This window comes from Gilliamella sp. X-46, from assembly GCF_057063525.1.
This window is the reverse complement of sequence record NZ_JBXSQH010000007.1, coordinates 52,288-71,425: the sequence shown is the minus strand read 5'-3', so window position 1 is coordinate 71,425 and position 19,138 is coordinate 52,288. Positions and strand designations below refer to the sequence as shown.

Annotated in this window: 20 protein-coding genes and 2 tRNA genes; 13 read left to right on the top strand and 9 right to left on the bottom strand. The window is 33.8% G+C overall.

Features of this window, described 5'->3' with window-relative positions:
* Nucleotides 1-18: 18 nt before the first annotated feature.
* The gene (gene rlmN, locus ACYIAJ_RS06830; RefSeq protein ID WP_483560427.1) at nt 19-1,152 is read right to left on the bottom strand and encodes a dual-specificity RNA methyltransferase RlmN; all 1,134 of its coding nucleotides are present in this window, start codon (nt 1,150-1,152) and stop codon (nt 19-21) included.
* 159 nt (nt 1,153-1,311) lie between these two features.
* Here rlmN and ACYIAJ_RS06825 point away from each other — a divergent pair, with 159 nt between their 5' ends.
* Nucleotides 1,312-2,064, top strand: a complete 753-nt coding sequence (locus ACYIAJ_RS06825) for a M15 family metallopeptidase (protein WP_483564537.1) — start codon at nt 1,312-1,314, stop codon at nt 2,062-2,064.
* Between the two features lie 11 nt (nt 2,065-2,075).
* Here the strand turns inward: ACYIAJ_RS06825 and ACYIAJ_RS06820 are convergent, their stop codons facing one another.
* Both ACYIAJ_RS06820 and ACYIAJ_RS06815 read right to left on the bottom strand, forming a co-directional pair.
* Nucleotides 2,076-3,371: an ATP-binding protein gene (locus ACYIAJ_RS06820; RefSeq protein WP_483560400.1), complete on the bottom strand. Its 1,296-nt coding sequence runs from the start codon at nt 3,369-3,371 to the stop codon at nt 2,076-2,078.
* An 18-nt stretch (nt 3,372-3,389) separates the two neighbouring features.
* Nucleotides 3,390-4,070 carry a response regulator transcription factor gene (locus ACYIAJ_RS06815; protein ID WP_483560426.1) on the bottom strand — a complete coding sequence of 227 codons (681 nt, stop codon included), beginning with the start codon at nt 4,068-4,070 and terminating at the stop codon, nt 3,390-3,392.
* 473 nt (nt 4,071-4,543) lie between these two features.
* On the opposite strand from ACYIAJ_RS06815, the gene ACYIAJ_RS06810 reads away from it, so the two are divergent.
* From ACYIAJ_RS06810 to ACYIAJ_RS06765, 10 genes are all read left to right on the top strand, one after another.
* A tRNA-His gene (locus ACYIAJ_RS06810) sits at nt 4,544-4,619 on the top strand.
* A gap of 24 nt (nt 4,620-4,643) precedes the next feature.
* Nucleotides 4,644-4,720: transfer RNA gene (locus ACYIAJ_RS06805), tRNA-Pro, on the top strand.
* 326 nt (nt 4,721-5,046) lie between these two features.
* Entirely contained in the window at nt 5,047-5,769 is a 723-nt protein-coding gene (locus tag ACYIAJ_RS06800; RefSeq protein ID WP_483560399.1) for a GntR family transcriptional regulator, read from the top strand.
* A complete protein-coding gene (locus tag ACYIAJ_RS06795) occupies nt 5,766-6,458 on the top strand; it encodes a GntR family transcriptional regulator (RefSeq protein ID WP_483560398.1) in 693 nt (230 codons plus the stop codon). Before ACYIAJ_RS06800 ends, ACYIAJ_RS06795 begins: the two co-directional genes overlap by 4 nt.
* Nucleotides 6,459-6,460: 2 nt before the next feature.
* On the top strand, nt 6,461-6,928 hold the full coding sequence (locus ACYIAJ_RS06790; protein ID WP_483560397.1) for a PTS sugar transporter subunit IIB: 468 nt from the start codon (nt 6,461-6,463) through the stop codon (nt 6,926-6,928).
* A gap of 17 nt (nt 6,929-6,945) precedes the next feature.
* The gene (locus tag ACYIAJ_RS06785; RefSeq protein ID WP_483560396.1) at nt 6,946-7,779 is read left to right on the top strand and encodes a PTS mannose/fructose/sorbose/N-acetylgalactosamine transporter subunit IIC; all 834 of its coding nucleotides are present in this window, start codon (nt 6,946-6,948) and stop codon (nt 7,777-7,779) included.
* Nucleotides 7,760-8,581 carry a PTS system mannose/fructose/sorbose family transporter subunit IID gene (locus ACYIAJ_RS06780; RefSeq protein ID WP_483560395.1) on the top strand — a complete coding sequence of 274 codons (822 nt, stop codon included), beginning with the start codon at nt 7,760-7,762 and terminating at the stop codon, nt 8,579-8,581. The genes ACYIAJ_RS06785 and ACYIAJ_RS06780 overlap by 20 nt, the downstream gene beginning before the upstream one ends.
* Nucleotides 8,582-8,594: 13 nt before the next feature.
* On the top strand, nt 8,595-9,680 hold the full coding sequence (locus tag ACYIAJ_RS06775) for an SIS domain-containing protein (RefSeq protein WP_483560394.1): 1,086 nt from the start codon (nt 8,595-8,597) through the stop codon (nt 9,678-9,680).
* A complete protein-coding gene (locus tag ACYIAJ_RS06770) occupies nt 9,677-10,675 on the top strand; it encodes an SIS domain-containing protein (protein WP_483560393.1) in 999 nt (332 codons plus the stop codon). Before ACYIAJ_RS06775 ends, ACYIAJ_RS06770 begins: the two co-directional genes overlap by 4 nt.
* A gap of 15 nt (nt 10,676-10,690) precedes the next feature.
* Nucleotides 10,691-11,128 (top strand): PTS sugar transporter subunit IIA, encoded by a 438-nt coding sequence (locus ACYIAJ_RS06765; RefSeq protein WP_483560392.1) that lies wholly within the window; start codon nt 10,691-10,693, stop codon nt 11,126-11,128.
* 163 nt (nt 11,129-11,291) lie between these two features.
* On the opposite strand, the gene ACYIAJ_RS06760 is transcribed toward ACYIAJ_RS06765, so the two are convergent.
* The gene (locus ACYIAJ_RS06760) at nt 11,292-11,666 is read right to left on the bottom strand and encodes a hypothetical protein (RefSeq protein WP_483560391.1); all 375 of its coding nucleotides are present in this window, start codon (nt 11,664-11,666) and stop codon (nt 11,292-11,294) included.
* Between the two features lie 293 nt (nt 11,667-11,959).
* Between ACYIAJ_RS06760 and asd the strand changes: the two genes are divergently transcribed.
* Nucleotides 11,960-13,063, top strand: a complete 1,104-nt coding sequence (gene asd, locus ACYIAJ_RS06755) for an aspartate-semialdehyde dehydrogenase (protein ID WP_483560390.1) — start codon at nt 11,960-11,962, stop codon at nt 13,061-13,063.
* 62 nt (nt 13,064-13,125) lie between these two features.
* Here the strand turns inward: asd and ACYIAJ_RS06750 are convergent, their stop codons facing one another.
* From ACYIAJ_RS06750 to nagB, 3 genes are read right to left on the bottom strand one after another with little or no spacing between them, the layout of a single operon-like run.
* On the bottom strand, nt 13,126-14,355 hold the full coding sequence (locus tag ACYIAJ_RS06750; RefSeq protein WP_483560389.1) for an ROK family protein: 1,230 nt from the start codon (nt 14,353-14,355) through the stop codon (nt 13,126-13,128).
* 36 nt (nt 14,356-14,391) lie between these two features.
* Complete coding sequence (gene nagA, locus ACYIAJ_RS06745; protein WP_483560388.1) at nt 14,392-15,534, bottom strand: N-acetylglucosamine-6-phosphate deacetylase; 1,143 nt, start codon at nt 15,532-15,534, stop codon at nt 14,392-14,394.
* Between the two features lie 11 nt (nt 15,535-15,545).
* A complete protein-coding gene (gene nagB / locus ACYIAJ_RS06740; protein ID WP_483560387.1) occupies nt 15,546-16,352 on the bottom strand; it encodes a glucosamine-6-phosphate deaminase in 807 nt (268 codons plus the stop codon).
* Nucleotides 16,353-16,595: 243 nt separating this feature from the next.
* Here nagB and nagE point away from each other — a divergent pair, with 243 nt between their 5' ends.
* Nucleotides 16,596-18,125 (top strand): N-acetylglucosamine-specific PTS transporter subunit IIBC, encoded by a 1,530-nt coding sequence (gene nagE / locus ACYIAJ_RS06735; protein WP_483564536.1) that lies wholly within the window; start codon nt 16,596-16,598, stop codon nt 18,123-18,125.
* Between the two features lie 267 nt (nt 18,126-18,392).
* Here nagE and tusC read toward each other — a convergent pair whose 3' ends face one another.
* Together tusC and tusD are read right to left on the bottom strand one after the other, a co-directional pair.
* The gene (gene tusC / locus ACYIAJ_RS06730; RefSeq protein WP_483560385.1) at nt 18,393-18,746 is read right to left on the bottom strand and encodes a sulfurtransferase complex subunit TusC; all 354 of its coding nucleotides are present in this window, start codon (nt 18,744-18,746) and stop codon (nt 18,393-18,395) included.
* Nucleotides 18,747-18,761: 15 nt separating this feature from the next.
* Entirely contained in the window at nt 18,762-19,130 is a 369-nt protein-coding gene (tusD, locus tag ACYIAJ_RS06725; protein ID WP_483560384.1) for a sulfurtransferase complex subunit TusD, read from the bottom strand.
* Between the last annotated feature and the right edge of the window lie 8 nt (nt 19,131-19,138).

The window sequence follows — 19,138 nt, the reverse complement described above, 5'->3', positions numbered from 1 at the left end:
CTTTATAAAGGTCTATTCTTATGCTGTTTGCTGGGCAATGTTTTGTTTTTTATAAAGTGTTCTTTTAGTACGGTCAACAACTTCGCCAGCTAACTGGCCACATGCGGCATCAATATCATCACCACGTGTTTTACGGACAATGACAGTAAATCCATATCCCATTAATGTTTTCATAAAACGGTCAATACGAGTATTTGAGCAACGTGAATAAGGCGCACCAGGAAACGGATTCCAAGGAATTAAATTAATTTTACTTGGCACATTTTTTAAAAATGTAGCAAGTTCATGGGCATGTTCAACACTGTCGTTAATTTGATTAAGTAGCACATATTCAATTGTTACCTTGCCATGATTAGCATTTGAAGTAGAAAGATAACGCAAAATAGAATCACGTAACATTGCCATATTATATTTTTGATTTATTGGCATAATTTCACTTCTAATCTTATCATTTGGAGCATGAAGTGAAATGGCTAATGCAACATCAATCATACCGGCAAGCTTATCTAAGGCAGGAACCACGCCTGAAGTGGATAATGTGACCCGTCTTTTGGATAAACCATAGCCAAAATCATCTAACATAATTTCCATTGCGGGAGCGACATTAGATAAATTAAGTAGTGGTTCACCCATTCCCATCATAACTACGTTAGTGATAGGTCTATCAGCTAATTTACCCGTTACCCCAATAGCATTTGATGCACGCCAAACTTGGCCAATAATTTCAGAAACAGTTAAATTACGATTAAATCCTTGTTGAGCTGTCGAGCAAAATTTACATTCTAGTGCACAACCAACCTGTGAAGAAACACATAATGTAGCACGATCTCGCTCAGGTATATAAACAGACTCAATTAATTGATTGTTACCCACATCAAGAGCCCATTTTATTGTACCGTCAGAAGAACGTTGTTCTATGGCAATCTTCGGAGCTTTAATTTCAGCTAAAGTTTTTAATTGTTCCCGTAGTTTCTTATTGATATCGGTCATTTGATCGAAATCATCTATCCCAAAATGATAGATCCATTTCATCACCTGATCAGCTCTAAATGGTTTTTCGCCGAGTGAAATGAAGAACTCTCTTAATTGTTGGCGTGTGAAATTGAGTAAATTTATTTTTTCGTTACTTGGATTCATTGTAGTTAGATTCATTGCGTTTGGAGAGTCTGAACAACTTGCAGACATAGTGGATGTACATGGTGTTGACATAAGGCCTCGTTTTTACACATTATGGCTATTTCAATTTTTAGAAAAAAGATTATACTGTTTTTCACCTTATCTTGCTATTAAAGAATAGATGTAATATTTAAAATGAAAGGTAAATCAACAAAATTAAAAAACATTCTTTGTGTAATTCAATCATTAACGTTACTTTTATGTTCGACTGTTACTATGGCCCAAACAATATCATTGAATAAACTAACAGGACAATTTGATGAAAAAAAGGACAAGGATTTTATTACATTAGACTCAACTGAGTTGCCTGTTAATAAAAAGGGAATGTATCTACAAAAAGAAGTGGCAGAGCAGCTAGTAAAAGCGTTTAAAGACTTTAAAAAAGAGTATCCAAATATCCCTTTTATTGTGGTAAGTGCAACACGTAACTACACTTACCAAAGTGGAATTTGGCAACGGAAATGGGATGCATTGTCTGCTAAATTTAATGATCCTCAAAAAATTGCGGAAGAAATTTTAAAATATTCATCAATGCCAGGTACTTCACGTCATCACTGGGGAACAGATGTTGATATTACTAGTGTTTCTTCCGAATATTTTAGAAATGACCCAAAAGGTATTATTCTTTATAAGTGGCTTCAAGAGAATCTACCTAAATATGGATTTTGCCAATCATTTAATAACGGGAGAAGCGGCGGATATCAACTTGAAGAATGGCACTGGTCATACCAGCCTATTTCTAGTCAATATATTGCACAATATAAAGCCATATTAGAACGTGATCCAGATGCTATTATGAGAATATTAAACTTCACTGGTCACGATAAAATTAAATTAGAAAGCCTAGTTAAAGAGTATGTATTGACCGTTAATACTGACTGTTATTAACATTGTTAATATTAAAGATTTCTCCAATAAGGCAAGCATATTGTTACAATAAGTCCACCGTCATCTCGATTTGTTGCTTGGATAGTACCGTTATGCATAATGACGGTTTTTCTAGCTATTGCTAATCCTAAACCATAGCCTTTACCTAATTGAGGAGACTGAATTCGGACAAACGGTTCAAAAATACTGGATAATTTATTTGCTTCAACACCAGGTCCACGATCTTTAACTTCAATTTGTAAATACTTACCTATTTCTTTTAATGAAACTTCTACTGCTTGTCCCGCTTTTGAAAAGCGAATTGCATTTCGTATAATATTTTCAACAGCGCGGCGTATTTGTTCTGAATTGCCTTTAACAATCGAATGAGTAATTGATGATGAAGTAAAATGTACATCAATTAATTGGTGATTAGCCTCATAGTTAGCATCGTTGATAACGACACCTATTAAGGCTTTTAAATCAAAATATTCATCAGTACGATTATTCATTTCAGCACGAGAATAATTTAAAATCTCACCAATTAACTGATCTAATCGTTGTGATTCTAGCTCTATCCTAGCTAAAGCCGTATCGATGTTTTGTTTATTCTGTTGAGCAAGCCCAATTGCTAACTGTAAACGGGCAAGTGGCGTTCTGAGTTCATGAGAAACATCATGAAGGAGCGATTGACGATCAGAGATCAAGATATTAAGTTGCTCAACCATCATATCGAAATCTTTACCTAGCTCACTTAACTCATCGCGGCGGGGTTTTAATTTATTGAATAATCTAACTGAAAGATCGCCTTGAGATACTCTGAAAAAACCTTGTCTTAATAACCTCATTGGCCTGGTCAAATTCCACGCTAAAAAAAGGCTAAAAACAAGCCCAACACATATTCCCATTAACACAATTGGCATTGGCATATTGAACCATGCTTTTTTGTTATGGTCATCTTTATCCTCTTTAAATGAAATAGAATAAAGTGTGCCGTCTGGTGCTACGGCCATGCGTTGATAGGCATAGGTTGGAGTTTCTAATTCATCGGTTAAAATATTGACTTGCTCATTAAGAGGGGAAACTAATTTTATTGACAATAAACTCCTCTCTTGTTCAGGTAAATGTGCTATAAAATTAAGTGTTTCATCTTCTCCTGCCACATGTAATAACTGAGCAATCATATCGACTTTTGTCGGCATATGATTGAGGAATCTTTGCGTTTTATTTTCTACATAAATTGAAAACGCAATCCAAGTTAATTGAAAGGTAAGATAAAAGATAACCCCAAATATAATGAGTATTTTCCAAAATAATCGATGATTCATTTCAAGCCTATTAGATCATTAACGAATACGGTAACCAACAGCCCTAATAGTTTCAATTGTCACATCATTTTGTGCAACTTGATGTAATTTTTGGCGAATGTTACTGATATGTACGTCTACACTACGATCGTAAAGTTCTCGTGCTCGTCCAAGGCCAATTTCGGATAATTCTTCTTTAGTTACCACTCGTTCGTTATGTTTTACCAATAGAACTAACAAATTAAACTCAGTTGATGTTAAGTCAATAGCTTGTCCATTCCAAGTACATAATCGCTGTGGTAGATCCAGTGTCAAACCGTTAAAATGGTATTTTTTATCATCAACCATTTCAACCGAACGTTCATCAAATCGTCGTAAAACTGCACGTAATCTTGCCAATAATTCACGTGGGTAACATGGCTTAGGAATATAATCATCAGCGCCTAATTCTAATCCCAAGACGCGATCGATATTATCGCCTTTGGCTGTGAGCATGATAACTGGCATATTACATTGTTGACGGATACTTTTTAATACATCAATACCATTAATATCCGGTAGCATCACATCTAAAATTGCTGCACGATATTTACCCGATAATGCTTCATCGATACCATTTTTACCCAAATAAACGCTTTTGATATTAAATCCTTCATTAGTCAAATATTCACTAAGCATCTGTGATAATTCAATATCATCATCAATTAATAAAATATTTATCATATATCGCCATTATTATCTAATTTTAGGTAGTTACATTATTGCAATAATAAAAAAAAAGTCAGGCAGTTTTACTAAAATATTACATATTTTAAGCTATTCCTGATTATTTAATTTACTATCAAATTACGTAAAAAATTTCATATTAACTATACGTTTTAGTATAAATTTTAAACTACTAATAAATATAAGTGAAATTGAATGATTATTAGGAGATCGTATCATCCAATTCTTAACTAAGATATATAAAATAACATTCACGAATATTATTTTATAAATATAATATGGAGATAAAAAATGAAACAACAAGTATTATGAAACTAATATTTATGAAGATCTAATCATGTTAGAAACATTTAAGGTTATCAAATTTTATACCCCTAACGCTTTTTATATAACCAATTGATGTATTTTTTTTAAATTATGCTGGACAATATTATATTTTATGCGTAATATTTCGTCCTGCTTCTATGGTGGCTATAGCTCAGTTGGTAGAGCCCTGGATTGTGATTCCAGTTGTCGTGGGTTCGAATCCCATTAGCCACCCCATTTATAGAATGCAAAAATATCTAACGGCGAGTAGCGCAGCTTGGTAGCGCAACTGGTTTGGGACCAGTGGGTCGGAGGTTCGAATCCTCTCTCGCCGACCAATTTTTAATAAAAGCCCACTTATTTGAGTGGGTTTTTATTATCTTCCAAACAATTGACTCATTTCTAATAACTTTAGTGAATAATTAAAAAATCGCTTAGAGCTCCTTTGTATTAATTTCAGTTACAACTACGATTTAACAAGACTTTTTCTTATTTTTATTTTAATGATTTAATTTCTTTGATGCTGAAAAATTGTGATCAAGACGACAATTTTGGCACCAAAAAATAATAACATGTATTTATTTGTTTATTTTTTAGTAGGTATTATGTAGATTAAGATACATCTATTGAATAAGCGGATCCAAAAAACATGGAGGAAATGTCTTTGGAATATCGTGATGTTGCTTCTAAAATTTATGTAGAAGAACAAATTAAAGCAAATCCATCTGTTATTAAGAAAATATCGACAGAAAGAGGGCTTGCTGAATACTTTAATGTCAGTAGAACAACAGTGAGAAGGGCATTAAATAACTTAATTATGGAAAGCTATTTATCCCAAAATGAAAAAAATTTGGAATGTAGTGAGATTTTTGAGATAAATATGTTAAAAATGTCTTCATTTAGTGAAGAAGTTAAAAAAGACGATAATAATCAAATTACAATAAAAGTTATTTCTAATCAAATCATTAAAATGCCTGTGGCGCTAAGAAAGTTTTTTTGTTCGAATGAGCAATTAACTAGAATTATAAGGCAACGTTTATTAGGTGAAACTCCCCTATCTTATGAAATCACCTATTTATCTTCCGAAAAATTTAAAAAATTAGATCAAATGGATTTAAATGAAGTTTCTCTTTATCAATTTTTGAGAGATCACTATCACCTTGTTCCAAGTCATGGACGAGAAGAGATTGCCTATGAAGTAGCAACCGGAGATAAAGCAACATATTTGCAAGTGATTGTCGGTACACCCATTTATAAAGTATCAAGTTACAGTTTCGATGAGAATTTTCAGCCTTTTGAACACACTGTTCAATATTTGACCGGAAATAAATTTAGATATCATTTATCTGCTAAAAATATTTTTGATTATAGGGAAATATCTAAATGAGTTTGTTTGAAAAAATAGCCGATCATTTAATGGAGAGAATTACCACCGGACAATATGGAGTAGGTTCAGAATTACCACCAGAAGGACAGTTGCAAAAAGATTATGGTGTAAGTAGAACAACTATCCGAAAAGCAATTGATCTGTTAGTCGGTAAAAATATGGTTGTCAGGAAAAAAGGCGTTGGTTTGTTTATTGCACCAACACTTTCTATACAAACTATTCTAAAAATGACAGGTATTATTAAACCTCATATTTATCAAAATTATAAGAAAGTCATAAAAGAATCCTATCTAAGGGTAGCTGGAAATTACTATAGCCAAGTATTAAAAATAAAACCTGCTGAGCTTATCTATTACGTTAGTTTTTTAGAAGTCGCTAAAAACAGCATCGTCAAAGAAATTTTTCTCTTGCCTCTTAATTATTTTCCAGACTTTCAAATTTCAATAATAAAAGTTTTATCTGCACTTGAAATTACTAATTCCGGAAAGAGAAAAGTAGATAAATTAGAACAGGATTTGCAATTAATTGTGGCCAATGCTGAATTAGCTAAACAGTTACGATGCAAAATAAACGACCCATTATTTAAAATTTCTAATCACTATTTTGATATTAATAGCGAACCGATTGCCATTGAGTATAGGTTTGCTAGCAATACTCAATATGTGGTCGATTTTACCAAGGAGGTATAACAATGATTAAATTATTACGCGTTGATCACCGCTTATTGCATGGTCAGGTTGTTGTTTCATGGTTCGAAAATGTTGGCGCTAATACCATTTTAGTTGCTAACGATATGGTCGCAAATGATGAGTTACGTAAGTCTGCTATTCGTTTAGCGAAACCTGAACATGCGAAATTAGTAATGAAGTCAATAGATGATAGCATTGAAGCCATTAACTCAGGTATAACCGATAAGTATCACATGTTAATAGTTGTTGAATCTGTCGCTGATGCTGAAAAATTAATACGTAGAACGCATGGTAAAATAACAAGCCTCAATTTAGGTGGAACTAAACCTCGTGAAGAAACCAAAAATTACTCTAAAACAATCAATCTAACCGAGCTAGAAGCAGATTTGTTAACAGGATTACAACAAGATGGTGTTGATGTCTATATCCAGCAAGTTCCGAATGAATCAAAGCAAAAATTTCAAAAATAGTTTAGAGGGTACAAAAAATGAGTATCGAATTAACTGCATTTCTATTAGCTTTGGTTGCGATGTTAGCCAATGGTGAATACCTTTTAGGTTCATCAATGTTATCAAGACCATTAGTGACTTGTACCTTGGTTGGTTTAGTCATGGGAGACATCACACAAGGCATTATTATTGGAGCAACATTAGAATTAGCTTTTGTTGGATCGTTTTCTATTGGAGCCTCTATTCCCCCAGAAATTATCTCAGGGAGTATTTTAGGTACCGCCTTTGCAATAGGTGCTGGTAAAAGTACGGAAATAGCTTTAACGCTAGGTATTCCTATTGCTTCATTTGTTTTATTAGTTAAAAACTTATGCTTTCTTTTTATCCTTCCTTATTTTGTTCATAAAGCCGATCAATACGCATGTGAAGGTAATGGTAAAGGTATGGACCGAATGAATCTATTAGGTGGATTCTTTTCTGTTAATCTTCCAATTGGTTTAGTTGTAGGATTATCTTATCTATTTGGCAGCTCGGCGATCAATGACTTATTAGAAATGATTCCTAAATTTATTATAGATGGTTTAGGTATTGCAACGGGCTTATTACCTGCATTTGGTTTTGCTATGTTAATGAAAATAATGATAAAAAAAACCAATGCAACGTTCTTTGTTCTTGGTTTTGCTTTGGCTGTTTATATGAAAGTGCCTGTTACTGGAGTGGCCATCTTCGGTGCGTGTATTGCTCTAATTTTGACAGGTTATTCCGCATTTAATGGAAAAAAAGACGTAACAGAAGATGGCAATCAAAGGTTAAATAATACTGGCGACACTTTAGGTGTACAGGAGATCAATTATGAAAATGAAGAATTCTAAATTAATAACCAAAAAAGAATTAACAAGGACGTTTTGGCGATCTTTTACTGCTGAATGGTCATGGAATTATGAACGACAAATGAACTTAGGTTATTCCTATTCTATGCGTCCTGCTTTAGATAAAATCTACAGCAATAACAAAGAAGAATTAACTGATGCTTATCAACGGCATTTAGAATTCTACAATATTACACCATGGTTGATTACTTTTCCTTTAGGAATTTCTATTGCCATGGAAGAACAAAATGCGACAGATAGTAATTTTGATAAAAGCTCTATTAATGACGTCAAAATAGCGTTAATGGGACCATTAAGTGGTTTAGGTGATTCATTTTTCTGGGGAACACTACGTGTCATAGCGACCGGAATAGGTACTTCTTTAGCACTTGAAGGTAATATTTTAGGTCCTCTTTTGTTTTTATTAATTTTCAATATTCCTGCAATGTTAACACGTTATTTTGGTTTATTAATCGGATATAACATTGGTGCATCGTTTATTGAAAAAGTTCAAAAGACTGGATTAATGGATAAATTATCCTATGGTGCATCAGTTTTGGGACTTTGTGTAGTTGGGGCTATGGTTGCTACCATGGTGACATTAAATATGCCATTAAAATTAGGTTCGGGAATTAATGCTTCATCTTTACAAGATATTTTTGATGGTGTTATACCGCAAATCTTACCTTTACTTTTTACACTATTTATCTTTGTGTTAGTCAAAAAAGGGATTAAAGCCCATTGGATTCTCTTATTTATTGCTGCTATTGGTATTTTGGGAGCTTGGAGTGGGTTATTAGGCTAGTAAGGAGAAAAAAATGAAAAGTATCGCAGATTATGTCGCATTAGAACCTGAATATTATCAAAATATTTTAGATAACTATCAAACATTATTTGGCAATACCATTGATTTAAGTAAAGTTAAACAACTTAACGCAATTGTTATATTTGCAACAGGTTCAAGTGCTAATGCCGCTTATGGTGCAAGGCCTTTAATGAGTAAATTATTAAAGGTGCCCGTCTATATTGAAGATCCATCAATGGCTGCTAACTATTTGTACTATAATGATCCCAATACCTTGTATTTTGCTATTTCACAAGGAGGAGAAAGTTATTCAACCATTTATTTGGTTGAACAGTTTGTTAATAATAATCAAACTATTTACACTCTTACTAGCAATCCGAAAAGTCCATTATATAAGGTAAGCAGCCATGTGTTATCTATGGGTATGCCTGTTGAAGAAATGCCTTATGTCAGTGTTGGTTATAGTGTGACTATCCTTGATTTAATGTTAATTACACTTGTAATTGGCACAAAAACAGAGCGTATAAACCAGAAACAGTTTGACGATTTGTTTGAACAAATGCGCAAAATTACACAATTGCTTCCACAAATTATTAAACAATCACAAGATTGGGTTAATAGATATCAAGATCTTTTTTATCATGCCCAAAGAGTCATTCTCATTGGTTATGGTGCAACTTATGGTGTAGCTAGGGAAGGCGAAACTAAATTTACAGAAACAGTACGAAATACGGCTTTTGGTAAAGAGCTGGAAGAGTATATGCATGGTCCATACCTAGGTCTACATACTGATGACTGTATTATTTTTATCGAACCACATGGGCGATTAGTACAAAGAGCGGAATCTTTAAAAGAATTTTTGAATCAATATGTTCCAAATGTTTTAACTATTTACGCTCAAAGTACAAGTAGCTTAAAAACAACAGATTTTTGCCTAAATATTGAATGTGATGAATTGTTAACTTCATTATTTATGACAGTGCCCATTCACTTGTTAAGTTATCAGGTATCACAGTTAAAAGGTCATAATCTTGAGAAATCAACATACCCAGAATTTGACCAAATAACTAAATCTAAAATTAAGAGGATTATAAAATGAGAAAATTTGATGAACAAAAAGAACTAGACAGCATGAATGGCGCATTAGCTCTACGTCCAAAAATCAATCAATTCATTGATCAAATCCACAAACGTGGTTATAGCAATGTTTGCTGGTTGGGTATTGGTGGTACTTATGCATCTTCAATGCAAGCAGTTGTACACATGAAAGAAAAATCAGCTATTGAAACCTTTATTCAACATGCTGCTGAATATCTAGTAACTGGTAATAAGAGAATTAATAAAGATACATTGGTTATTATTTCATCTGTTACGGGCTCAACCCAAGAGGTAGTTCAAGCTATCGATAAGATTCAAAAAGAAGTCGGTGCTACAGTTTTTGCTTTTTTAGATAAAGCTGATTCTCCATTAGGTAAAATGGCTGATCATGTTATCTCTTACCCAATGAATGAACAATTAAAATTCTTTATGGCTGCTGATCGTTTAATGTTTTTAGCTAATGAGTTTCCTGATTATGACGATTTTTATCAACAAATGGATCAAAATTTTGCAAAAAATATCGTCGCAGTGGCAAAAAAAGCTGATAAATTTGGACAAGAAGTTGCTGAAAAACATCATAATGATGCGATGCATTATTTTGTGGGAGCAGGGAATCAATGGGGGGCGACTTATTCACATGCAATGTGTTATTGGGAAGAACAACACTGGTTACGCTCAAAATCCATTGAATCAGCTGAATTTTTCCATGGTACATTAGAAGTTATCGATCGAGATACTGCAGTTACAGTTTATGTCGGCGAAGATACTCAGCGCCCGTTAAGCGAAAGGGTTGCGAAGTTTCTTCCTCAGATTTGTGGTAATTACACTATCATTGATACTAAAGATTACGAATTGCCAGGTATATCAGACAAATATCGTGGAAACCTTTCTCCATTTGTTTTTCGTGCTATTAATAATCGTATTGATGCATATGTTGAGCATTTAAATCGTCATCCAATGACAATTCGTCGCTACTATCGCTGTTTAGATTATTAATATGGAGAAGGGTGAATGATTTCGGTATTGGTGAGTACTCATGGGTTAACCGCTAAAAGTTTAATTGAAACAACAGAAATGATTTGTGGGAAACAAGCTCAATGTGAGGCAGTGCCTTTTCTAATGGGGCAATCTTTAGATGATTTTCAACAGCAGATTGAGCAGAAGTTAGAAAAGTTAACCCGTGACAGCTCTGATGTTTTATGTTTTGTTGATTTAAAAGGAGGGACACCGTTTAATACGTTGGTTAATTTGGTTTCTAAATATCCTCGATTAGAAGTCATAGCGGGTGTTAATATTCCAATGTTATTGACAACTTTTACATTAAGAACTGATGACGGAAATAAATTGAATGATTTGCTATCAGAAGTAATTGATGTATCGGTAAAAAGTATTGAACGATATAACATTGTTTCAATAATGGATAATAAAAGTCAGGATGAGGATTTCTGATTTCATCCTATATTTTGTGTATTTTCTATTTACAGGTGACAGTTAATTCTGTCACCAAATTCTATAATATGCCCTATAAATAATTTAACTATTAATAATGTTTACATCTTTGTCATATATCCATATGCGCTAAGTTAACAATCATTTGAATTTTATGATTAAGTTATTTATTTGAGTTCTTTTCAAGTTTTTTTATTCTTTTTCTTTCTTGTTTTTTTATTGCTCTTCTGTGTTTTTTATTATGTTCTTTATTATTTAATCGTTTTGTATTTTGTTCATCGTCACAATTATACATTTGATAATTTTCAATAATCATAGAAAATAAAATAATACTGACAAAACCTAAACCCAATAATAGGACGAGTGAAAATCCCGGGAGCTCACCTAATGTCTCTTTAAAAAAAGGAAGTACTATTTTGTATGATAAATAAAAGGGAATAAAACATCCGGCAAAACATATAAAATAGACAACTTTTTTACTTTGTTTGTGCCAACACGCACGAAGAAGTATTCCAACTAAGAAAAGTGTTAGAGACATATAAGCTGTTATAAATAAGTCGGCTAATAACCTGATCATTTGAAAAAATGAAATAGATAAAATTAATCAACATTTTAACATAATAAATAAAATTATTCAGAAAAAGTATTTGGTACAGATGATGATTTGTTTTTTGTTTGTTATTGTCGTTGTTTTGTCTTTCAATATATAACACCACGTTATTATTTACTTTTATGTAAAAATAATTCTTATCTTACTTGTTTTATGGTGATATTTTGTTTTAATAGATAAAAATATTGCTTTATATAACCTCTACTTATTGGAAATAAATTATGAAAAATGTTGGTTTTGTCGGTTGGCGTGGAATGGTGGGCTCTGTGCTTATGCAACGTATGGTTGAAGAGCATGATTTTGATTATATCAATCCTATTTTCTTTTCTACCTCTCAAGCAGGTCAAGCAGCTCCTACTTTTGGCAGTAAAACAGGCACATTACAAAGTGCAGATAATATTGATGCATTAAAAGCTTTAGATATTATTGTTACTTGCCAAGGTGGGGATTATACCTCCGAGATTTATTCAAAACTACGTGCAACGGGCTGGAAAGGTTATTGGATTGATGCGGCATCAACATTACGTATGGAAGATGATGCAATCATTGTGCTCGATCCTGTGAACAAAGCTAACATTCATGCTGCTTTAGATAAAGGTATTAAAACTTTTGTTGGTGGTAACTGTACTGTGAGCTTAATGTTAATGTCTCTTGGTGGTTTATTTGCTGAAAACCTTGTTGATTGGGTTTCGGTTTCAACTTATCAAGCTGCTTCAGGTGGTGGTGCGCGCCATATGCGTGAACTGCTTACTCAAATGGGGATGCTAAATGCTGAGGTTGCCAAAGAGTTACAAAATCCGCATTCTTCTATTTTAGATATTGAGAGAAAAGTGACCCAAAAAATGCGTGATGGTAGCTTACCAACCGATAATTTTGGTGTACCGTTAGCAGGAAGTTTAATTCCTTGGATCGATAAGGCGCTTGATAATGGTCAAAGTAAAGAAGAGTGGAAAGGACAAGCCGAAACCAATAAAATTTTGGGAACAAGTCAGATTATTCCTGTTGATGGACTTTGTGTCCGTATTGGAGCTTTGCGTTGTCATAGTCAATCGTTTACGATTAAATTGAAAAAAGATATTGGTGTGCCAGAAATTGAAAAGCTTCTTGCTGCGCACAATGATTGGGTAAAAGTCGTTCCTAATGATCGCGAAATTTCAATGCGAGAATTAACTCCAGCAGCGGTTACAGGTACGTTAACTACACCTGTTGGGCGTTTACGTAAATTGAATATGGGTAAAGATTATCTTTCTGCTTTTACAGTGGGTGACCAATTATTATGGGGTGCGGCTGAACCATTACGAAGAATGTTACGCATTTTAGCATAAATTTAGCAATAAAATAGCAAAGTCCGATTGATTGGTCGGGCTTTATTTTTTATCACAATAGATTACTGTTGTGTATCATCTAACAATGTCATTAATAATGATCCATTAAATAAAGCTTGCTGTACTAGTGCAAAGGCTCCAATTGCCGATCTATCATTAAGTGATGAACAAGTAATGGTCAGATTTTTTCGTAAACCTTTTAAGCTTTGAGCATTTAATGCACTATTGACTGCATTTAATAGTATTTCTGGTGACTTAGTGATTTCACCTGCTAATACGATTCGTTGTGGATTGAAGATATTAACCATAATTGCAACTGCCCTGCCAAGGTTTTCACCAGCATCTTTGACTAGTTTTATAGCTAGCTCGTCTCCTTGATTAGCATATTGACAGATATGGTTAATATCACAGTGATCTGTTGTTAATTTTGACCTATAGCCTTGCTCAATCATCTGTTTCGCTCGGTTTTCAATGGCTTTATTGACTACGCGGTTTTCTAAACAACCAAAGTTACCACAATGGCAGCGTTCTCCTAATGCATCAACTTGGATGTGTCCAACTTCGCAAGCGCTTTGATTATGATTTGTCAGCAGTTGTTGATTAACAATAACGCCAGATCCTACACCACGGTGTACACGGATTAAAATGGAGTCATCAACATGTTGTGTTGACCCAAAATAACTTTCGGCTAATGCTAAACTTTGAATATCATTGCCTAAGAAAATAGATACATTGAATTGTTCTTGTAAGACTTTGGCTAAAGCCCACTCTTTCACTTGAATGTGTGGCGTATAACGAATAATGCCATTGACAGAATCAATTAAGCCAGGGAGCACAACGGATATTGCAACTAAATTTTTTATTTTTTTTCTATTTTCCTCAATGAATTCTTTAATCAATGTAATTAAATATTCTTGTACTTTTCGTTCGGTAAAATTGGTAAGTGAATATGTTTTTGACACGAGACATTTAGCCCCTAAGTCAAAAAGCTCAGTAGTTACATGAGAACGGCTTAATTGCACAGCAATGGCTTGGTAGTGTCCAAATTTAGCTTCAATTGAAACTGCAGGTCGTCCTCCCGTTGATTGCTGGGCATCGACTTCTTTAATTAATTTTTTTTTAAGAAGTTGGCGAGTTATTTTGGTAATACTTGCAGGCGCTAATTGACTAATTTCGGCCAATTGAATACGAGAAACCGGCGCTTGCTGAACAATCAAACGATAAATCATTGCATAATTTAGCTGTTTGATTAATTCAGCATTGCCAACTAAATTCAGATAATTAAATGTCATATATTACTCAATATTTTTCATTAATTATCTGATATTCTAGCGATTCATTTCTCCATTAACAACCGTTTTAACTACTGTAAAGTCGCGATTAAAGATAACAAGGTTTGCAATTTTACTTTCACTAATACTACCAAGATGTTTATCTACACCAATTGCTTTGGCAGGGTAAAGTGTCGCCATTCTTAACGCTTCATCTAACGCAATGCCTACATATTCAACAGCATTTTTTACTGCATCAATCATAGTTAATGCTGAACCACCAAGTGTGCCTTTTTCGTCCACACAGCGACCATTTTTATAATAAATGGTTTTACCTGCAAATATGCCAGATTCTAAATTAGAGCCAGCAAGCAGCATTGCATCGGTAATTAAGATTAAATGATCTTGTTTAATTTTGTGACTATTGCGAATATTTGCCCAGCTGACATGTTGACCATCAGCAATAATGCCCACATACACTTCAGGTTCATCATAAATTGCACCAACTACACCCGGTTCGCGTCCAGAAATATAAGGCATGGCATTAAATAGGTGCGTTCCTAAACGAATACCATCGTTAAATCCACGGCGACAGTCATCATAATGACCATTGGAATGACCAACTGATACATGAATCCCAGCATTAACCAGCTGTTTGATAAAATGACTGTCGACTCTTTCAGGGGCTAACGTGATAATTTTTATTACATCTGCATTTTCGCAAAGAAAATCAATCATCTCTTGTGAAGGCTGACGAATAATATTTTCGTCATGGATGCCTTTCTTTTCTGGACTAATATAGGGTCCCTCAAGATGCAAACCAAGTGCTTGATTGGTATGCGTGGCTAAATATTCACGCATCACTTTAACCGCCTTGATCATAAATTCATCAGTTGATGTAATTAAAGTTGGTAAATAACTCGTACATCCATAAGTTAGATTTGTTGCTTGCATTGCTTCTAATGTTTCAACACTTAGAGCATCAAGCGTTTCATTAAATTGCACCCCACCACAGCCATTGACTTGAATATCAATAAAGCCAGGTGCGACTATTGCACCTTGTAAATTTTCAATTTTGATATCTGGGGTTAATTCGTCTTGTTTACAGATTTTAGCAATTTTGCCGCCGTTGATAATAATGGCTTGATTTTCAAGAATTTCATAACCTGTATAAATACGACAATTTGTTAATGCGTACATTGATTTATCCTTTATAAAACGGTCACTTTAAGATTATCAGCTTCCATTTGTTTAAAATATTTTAGCGTTTTCACTTTAAGATCATCAGTACTTGGTTCATCACAAACAATGATTGAAGCTGGATGCATTTGTAGTGCGGACACTGTCCAAAGATGATTAACACTACCTTCAACACCAGCTTGTAACGCTAAGCTTTTGTTATGACCACAAACTAATAAAATGACTTCCTGAGCATCCATTAAAGTGGCAACACCTATAGTTAGCGCATGTTTTGGTACTTGATTAACATCATTATCAAAAAAGCGAGAATTGGCAATGCGTGTATCTTCAGTTAATGTTTTGATACGAGTACGAGAGCAAAGAGAAGATCCTGGTTCATTAAATGCAATATGTCCATCTTGACCAACACCACCTACAAAAATGTTGATTTTGCCATAAGCTTTGATCTTCGCTTCATATTGACGACATTCTTCATCAATATCAGGTGCGTTACCATTTAATATATGGATGTTGTTTTTATCAATATCAATATGATTAAAGAAATTTTCGTACATAAATGTGTGATAGCTTTGAGGGTGATCTTCAGGAAGGCCTACATATTCATCCATATTAAAAGTCACGACATTTTTAAAGCTAACATGGCCTGCTTTATACTGCTTAATCAGTTGTTGATACATAACTAACGGCGAGCTTCCTGTTGGTAAGCCTAGTAAAAATGGACGGTCTGCGGTTGGCTTAAATTGATTAATTTTATTAACAATACGTTGTGCTACCCAAGCGCCGACTTCTTGTGCATTTTCTAAAGGAATAAGTCTCATGTAATACCACCTCTTCTGATATAATTAAAATAGTTTCTTTTTTTTTTAAGTAAAATATGTTGACTATATTTTACTATATTAAAGGAATTAATCCAAAAAAATAGTGATAAAAATCACAAAAAATAAACAATTAATTTGCAAAGTAAAATAATATGATATGAAATATGAATAAAGTAGTTACTGGTACCTAAAAGTGTTTTTTATACTTTCTAGGTATAGTTTAATAATATATGAGGTTAACTTATGGGAATTTTAGCTTATTTGCAACGCATTGGGCGCTCACTGATGGTACCTGTGGCGGTATTGCCGGCTGCCGCAATACTTCTAGGGATTGGTCAGTGGGTTAGCCATATAGAGTGGGTTAGTCATGTAAACTTGTTTGGACTTATGGAATGGGATGCTAGTATTGTTGCTAAATTTTTAGTGACATCAGGTAGTGCTATTCTAAGTAATATGCCAATACTTTTTGCTATTGGTGTGGCTTATGGTATGTCTAAAGATAAAGATGGTGCAGCTGCACTTTCTGGTTTAGTGGGCTTTTTAATTATCACTACCTTATTATCACCTGAATCTATTGCATTTTTCCATGGAATAGATATAAAAACTGTTAAAGATTGGCAAAAACTAGTACCGCCAGCATTTAATAGTATCAACAATCAATTTATTGGCATTTTAGTTGGGATTATTTCAGCAGAGTTATACAATCGATTTAGTTCCATTGAGTTACATAAAGCATTAGCCTTTTTCAGCGGTAAACGCTTTGTCCCTATTATTGTCTCAGTTGTGATGTTACTTGTTTCAGTGCTTTTCTATTTTATTTGGCCTGTTGTTTATAGTGGCTTAGAATATTTTGGTCAACTAATCCAAGGATTAGGTTCTGTTGGCGCAGGTATTTATGGATTCTTCAATCGTTTACTTATTCCGGTTGGTTTACACCATGCTTTAAACTCAGTATTCTGGTTTGACGTGGCTGGTATCAACGATATTCCTTATTTCTTGGGCGGACAAAGCTCTATTGATACTGGTAAAGCTGTTGTAGGTATTACCGGTCGGTACCAAGCTGGATTCTTCCCTGTTATGATGTTTGGCCTGCCTGGTGCAGCATTAGCCATGTACCATACGGCTAAAAAAGGCAATAAAGAGAAAACTGCATCAATTATGTTTGCAGCCTCTATTGCTGCATTCTTTACTGGTATTACTGAGCCACTAGAATTTGCTTTTATGTTTGTAGCGCCGGTGCTTTATTTTATCCATGCGGTTTTAACAGGTATCTCATTATTTATTGCTGCGACTATGCAATGGATATGTGGATTTGGTTTTAGCGCAGGCCTAATAGATATGTTGCTTCAGTCAGGAAATCCACTAGCAGTACATTGGTCTATGCTAATTCTTCAGGGCTTAGTATTCTTTGTGGTCTACTATGTGGTATTTCGTTTTGTTATTGTTAAATTTAACCTTAAAACACCAGGTCGTGAAGATGAAGATACCACAGTTTCATCAACTCAACGTACTAATCAAAAACAAACAATTGGTGATATATCTAAACTTGCTGAACAATATTTAGCAGTTGTAGGTGGTAAAGAGAATCTAACCAACATTGACTCTTGTATTACACGATTACGTTTAGGTGTAAATGATTCAGAGTTGGTCAATGAACAAGACGCTAAAGCACTAGGTGCGATGGCAGTCATTAAATTAGGTAAAACTGGTGTGCAAATTATTGTTGGTACTCAGGCCGAAAAAATTGCCGATCAAATGAAGAAATTATTCTAGTTTAATAAAATAAAAACTAAATTAAATGAATTATAATCCACTTTATTTAAGCATAATAAAAATAGAGTGGATTATTTATTGGCTTTAAACTTACGAAATTCCATTAGTCTATCTATCAATGCGAAAATACATCTTTTACGAAAAATTGGTTATTTTTTTAAAAAACAAAAAATAAAAAATCAATAAAATCAATATGTTTTCTGAATTTTTTTTGTTTAAAAATCAAATCTATTGTTGTAGTGTAAGATTTGGTATTTCAATATAAAATTAAAATCGTAATATTACATCTTGAATGGTTAATAATTGAGTTAATAACTGATTATTAGTTAGTTTACTAGGGATATTACGAGGTAGCTGCATTAGGTTTCTTGATTTAAGTGAAGATTCACATATATACACATCATCAATATCATAAAGCTCAAGCATATTGAAAGTTGCAATATAATCGCGCATTAAAATTTGATCTGGTTGTTGATTAGGTAACAAATGAAATACGCCATCATCAACAAAAAAAACAGAAATATGGTTAATAGCTGAGGTGGCTAATGCGATATCAAGTGCTTCGCGACCTTTGGCAGTTCCATGAGGTGGTGAGCTAATAATAATTGCTAATTTTTTCATTTCAGTGATTTAATTCTAAAATTGAATGGTTCGATCTGTTGTCGCAATTGATTCGCTAAGCTCGCCAAGGCCTGTTAATTGAAAATGATCTGCAAGATTTTTTTTGATAACACCGCGTCGCTGTGCTGCTGCAACACAAACAGTTAAACTTAAGGAGTATGTTTTTGCTAATTTCTGCCATGCAGACACTAAATCAAACTCATCGCTGGCTGGATCGGTATAGCTGTTACCATTATAAACTCCATCTGAATAAAAAAAGATGTTTTTAATCGTATGGGGAGTGTTAGACAGTAAAACCTGTGCAAATTGATATGCACAATAAGCAGATTGGGTCCCATAAACAGGACCCATAACAATAAGCGTATAGCTTAATGAATCAAACAAGTGAGTCT

Bases quoted from the DNA above. Each gene is read 5' to 3' on its own strand.
- ACYIAJ_RS06765 (WP_483560392.1), top strand. From the start codon at position 10,691: ATGATTTCGGTATTGGTGAGTACTCATGGGTTAACCGCTAAAAGTTTA.
- ACYIAJ_RS06770 (WP_483560393.1), top strand. From the start codon at position 9,677: ATGAGAAAATTTGATGAACAAAAAGAACTAGACAGCATGAATGGCGCA.
- nagB (WP_483560387.1), bottom strand. From the start codon at position 16,352: ATGAGACTTATTCCTTTAGAAAATGCACAAGAAGTCGGCGCTTGGGTA.
- ACYIAJ_RS06790 (WP_483560397.1), top strand. From the start codon at position 6,461: ATGATTAAATTATTACGCGTTGATCACCGCTTATTGCATGGTCAGGTT.
- ACYIAJ_RS06795 (WP_483560398.1), top strand. From the start codon at position 5,766: ATGAGTTTGTTTGAAAAAATAGCCGATCATTTAATGGAGAGAATTACC.
- tusC (WP_483560385.1), bottom strand. From the start codon at position 18,746: ATGAAAAAATTAGCAATTATTATTAGCTCACCACCTCATGGAACTGCC.
- rlmN (WP_483560427.1), bottom strand. From the start codon at position 1,152: ATGAATCTAACTACAATGAATCCAAGTAACGAAAAAATAAATTTACTC.
- ACYIAJ_RS06820 (WP_483560400.1), bottom strand. From the start codon at position 3,371: ATGAATCATCGATTATTTTGGAAAATACTCATTATATTTGGGGTTATC.
- ACYIAJ_RS06760 (WP_483560391.1), bottom strand. From the start codon at position 11,666: ATGTCTCTAACACTTTTCTTAGTTGGAATACTTCTTCGTGCGTGTTGG.
- nagE (WP_483564536.1), top strand. From the start codon at position 16,596: ATGGGAATTTTAGCTTATTTGCAACGCATTGGGCGCTCACTGATGGTA.
- asd (WP_483560390.1), top strand. From the start codon at position 11,960: ATGAAAAATGTTGGTTTTGTCGGTTGGCGTGGAATGGTGGGCTCTGTG.
- ACYIAJ_RS06775 (WP_483560394.1), top strand. From the start codon at position 8,595: ATGAAAAGTATCGCAGATTATGTCGCATTAGAACCTGAATATTATCAA.
- nagA (WP_483560388.1), bottom strand. From the start codon at position 15,534: ATGTACGCATTAACAAATTGTCGTATTTATACAGGTTATGAAATTCTT.
- ACYIAJ_RS06780 (WP_483560395.1), top strand. From the start codon at position 7,760: ATGAAAATGAAGAATTCTAAATTAATAACCAAAAAAGAATTAACAAGG.
- ACYIAJ_RS06750 (WP_483560389.1), bottom strand. From the start codon at position 14,355: ATGACATTTAATTATCTGAATTTAGTTGGCAATGCTGAATTAATCAAA.
- ACYIAJ_RS06825 (WP_483564537.1), top strand. From the start codon at position 1,312: ATGAAAGGTAAATCAACAAAATTAAAAAACATTCTTTGTGTAATTCAA.
- ACYIAJ_RS06785 (WP_483560396.1), top strand. From the start codon at position 6,946: ATGAGTATCGAATTAACTGCATTTCTATTAGCTTTGGTTGCGATGTTA.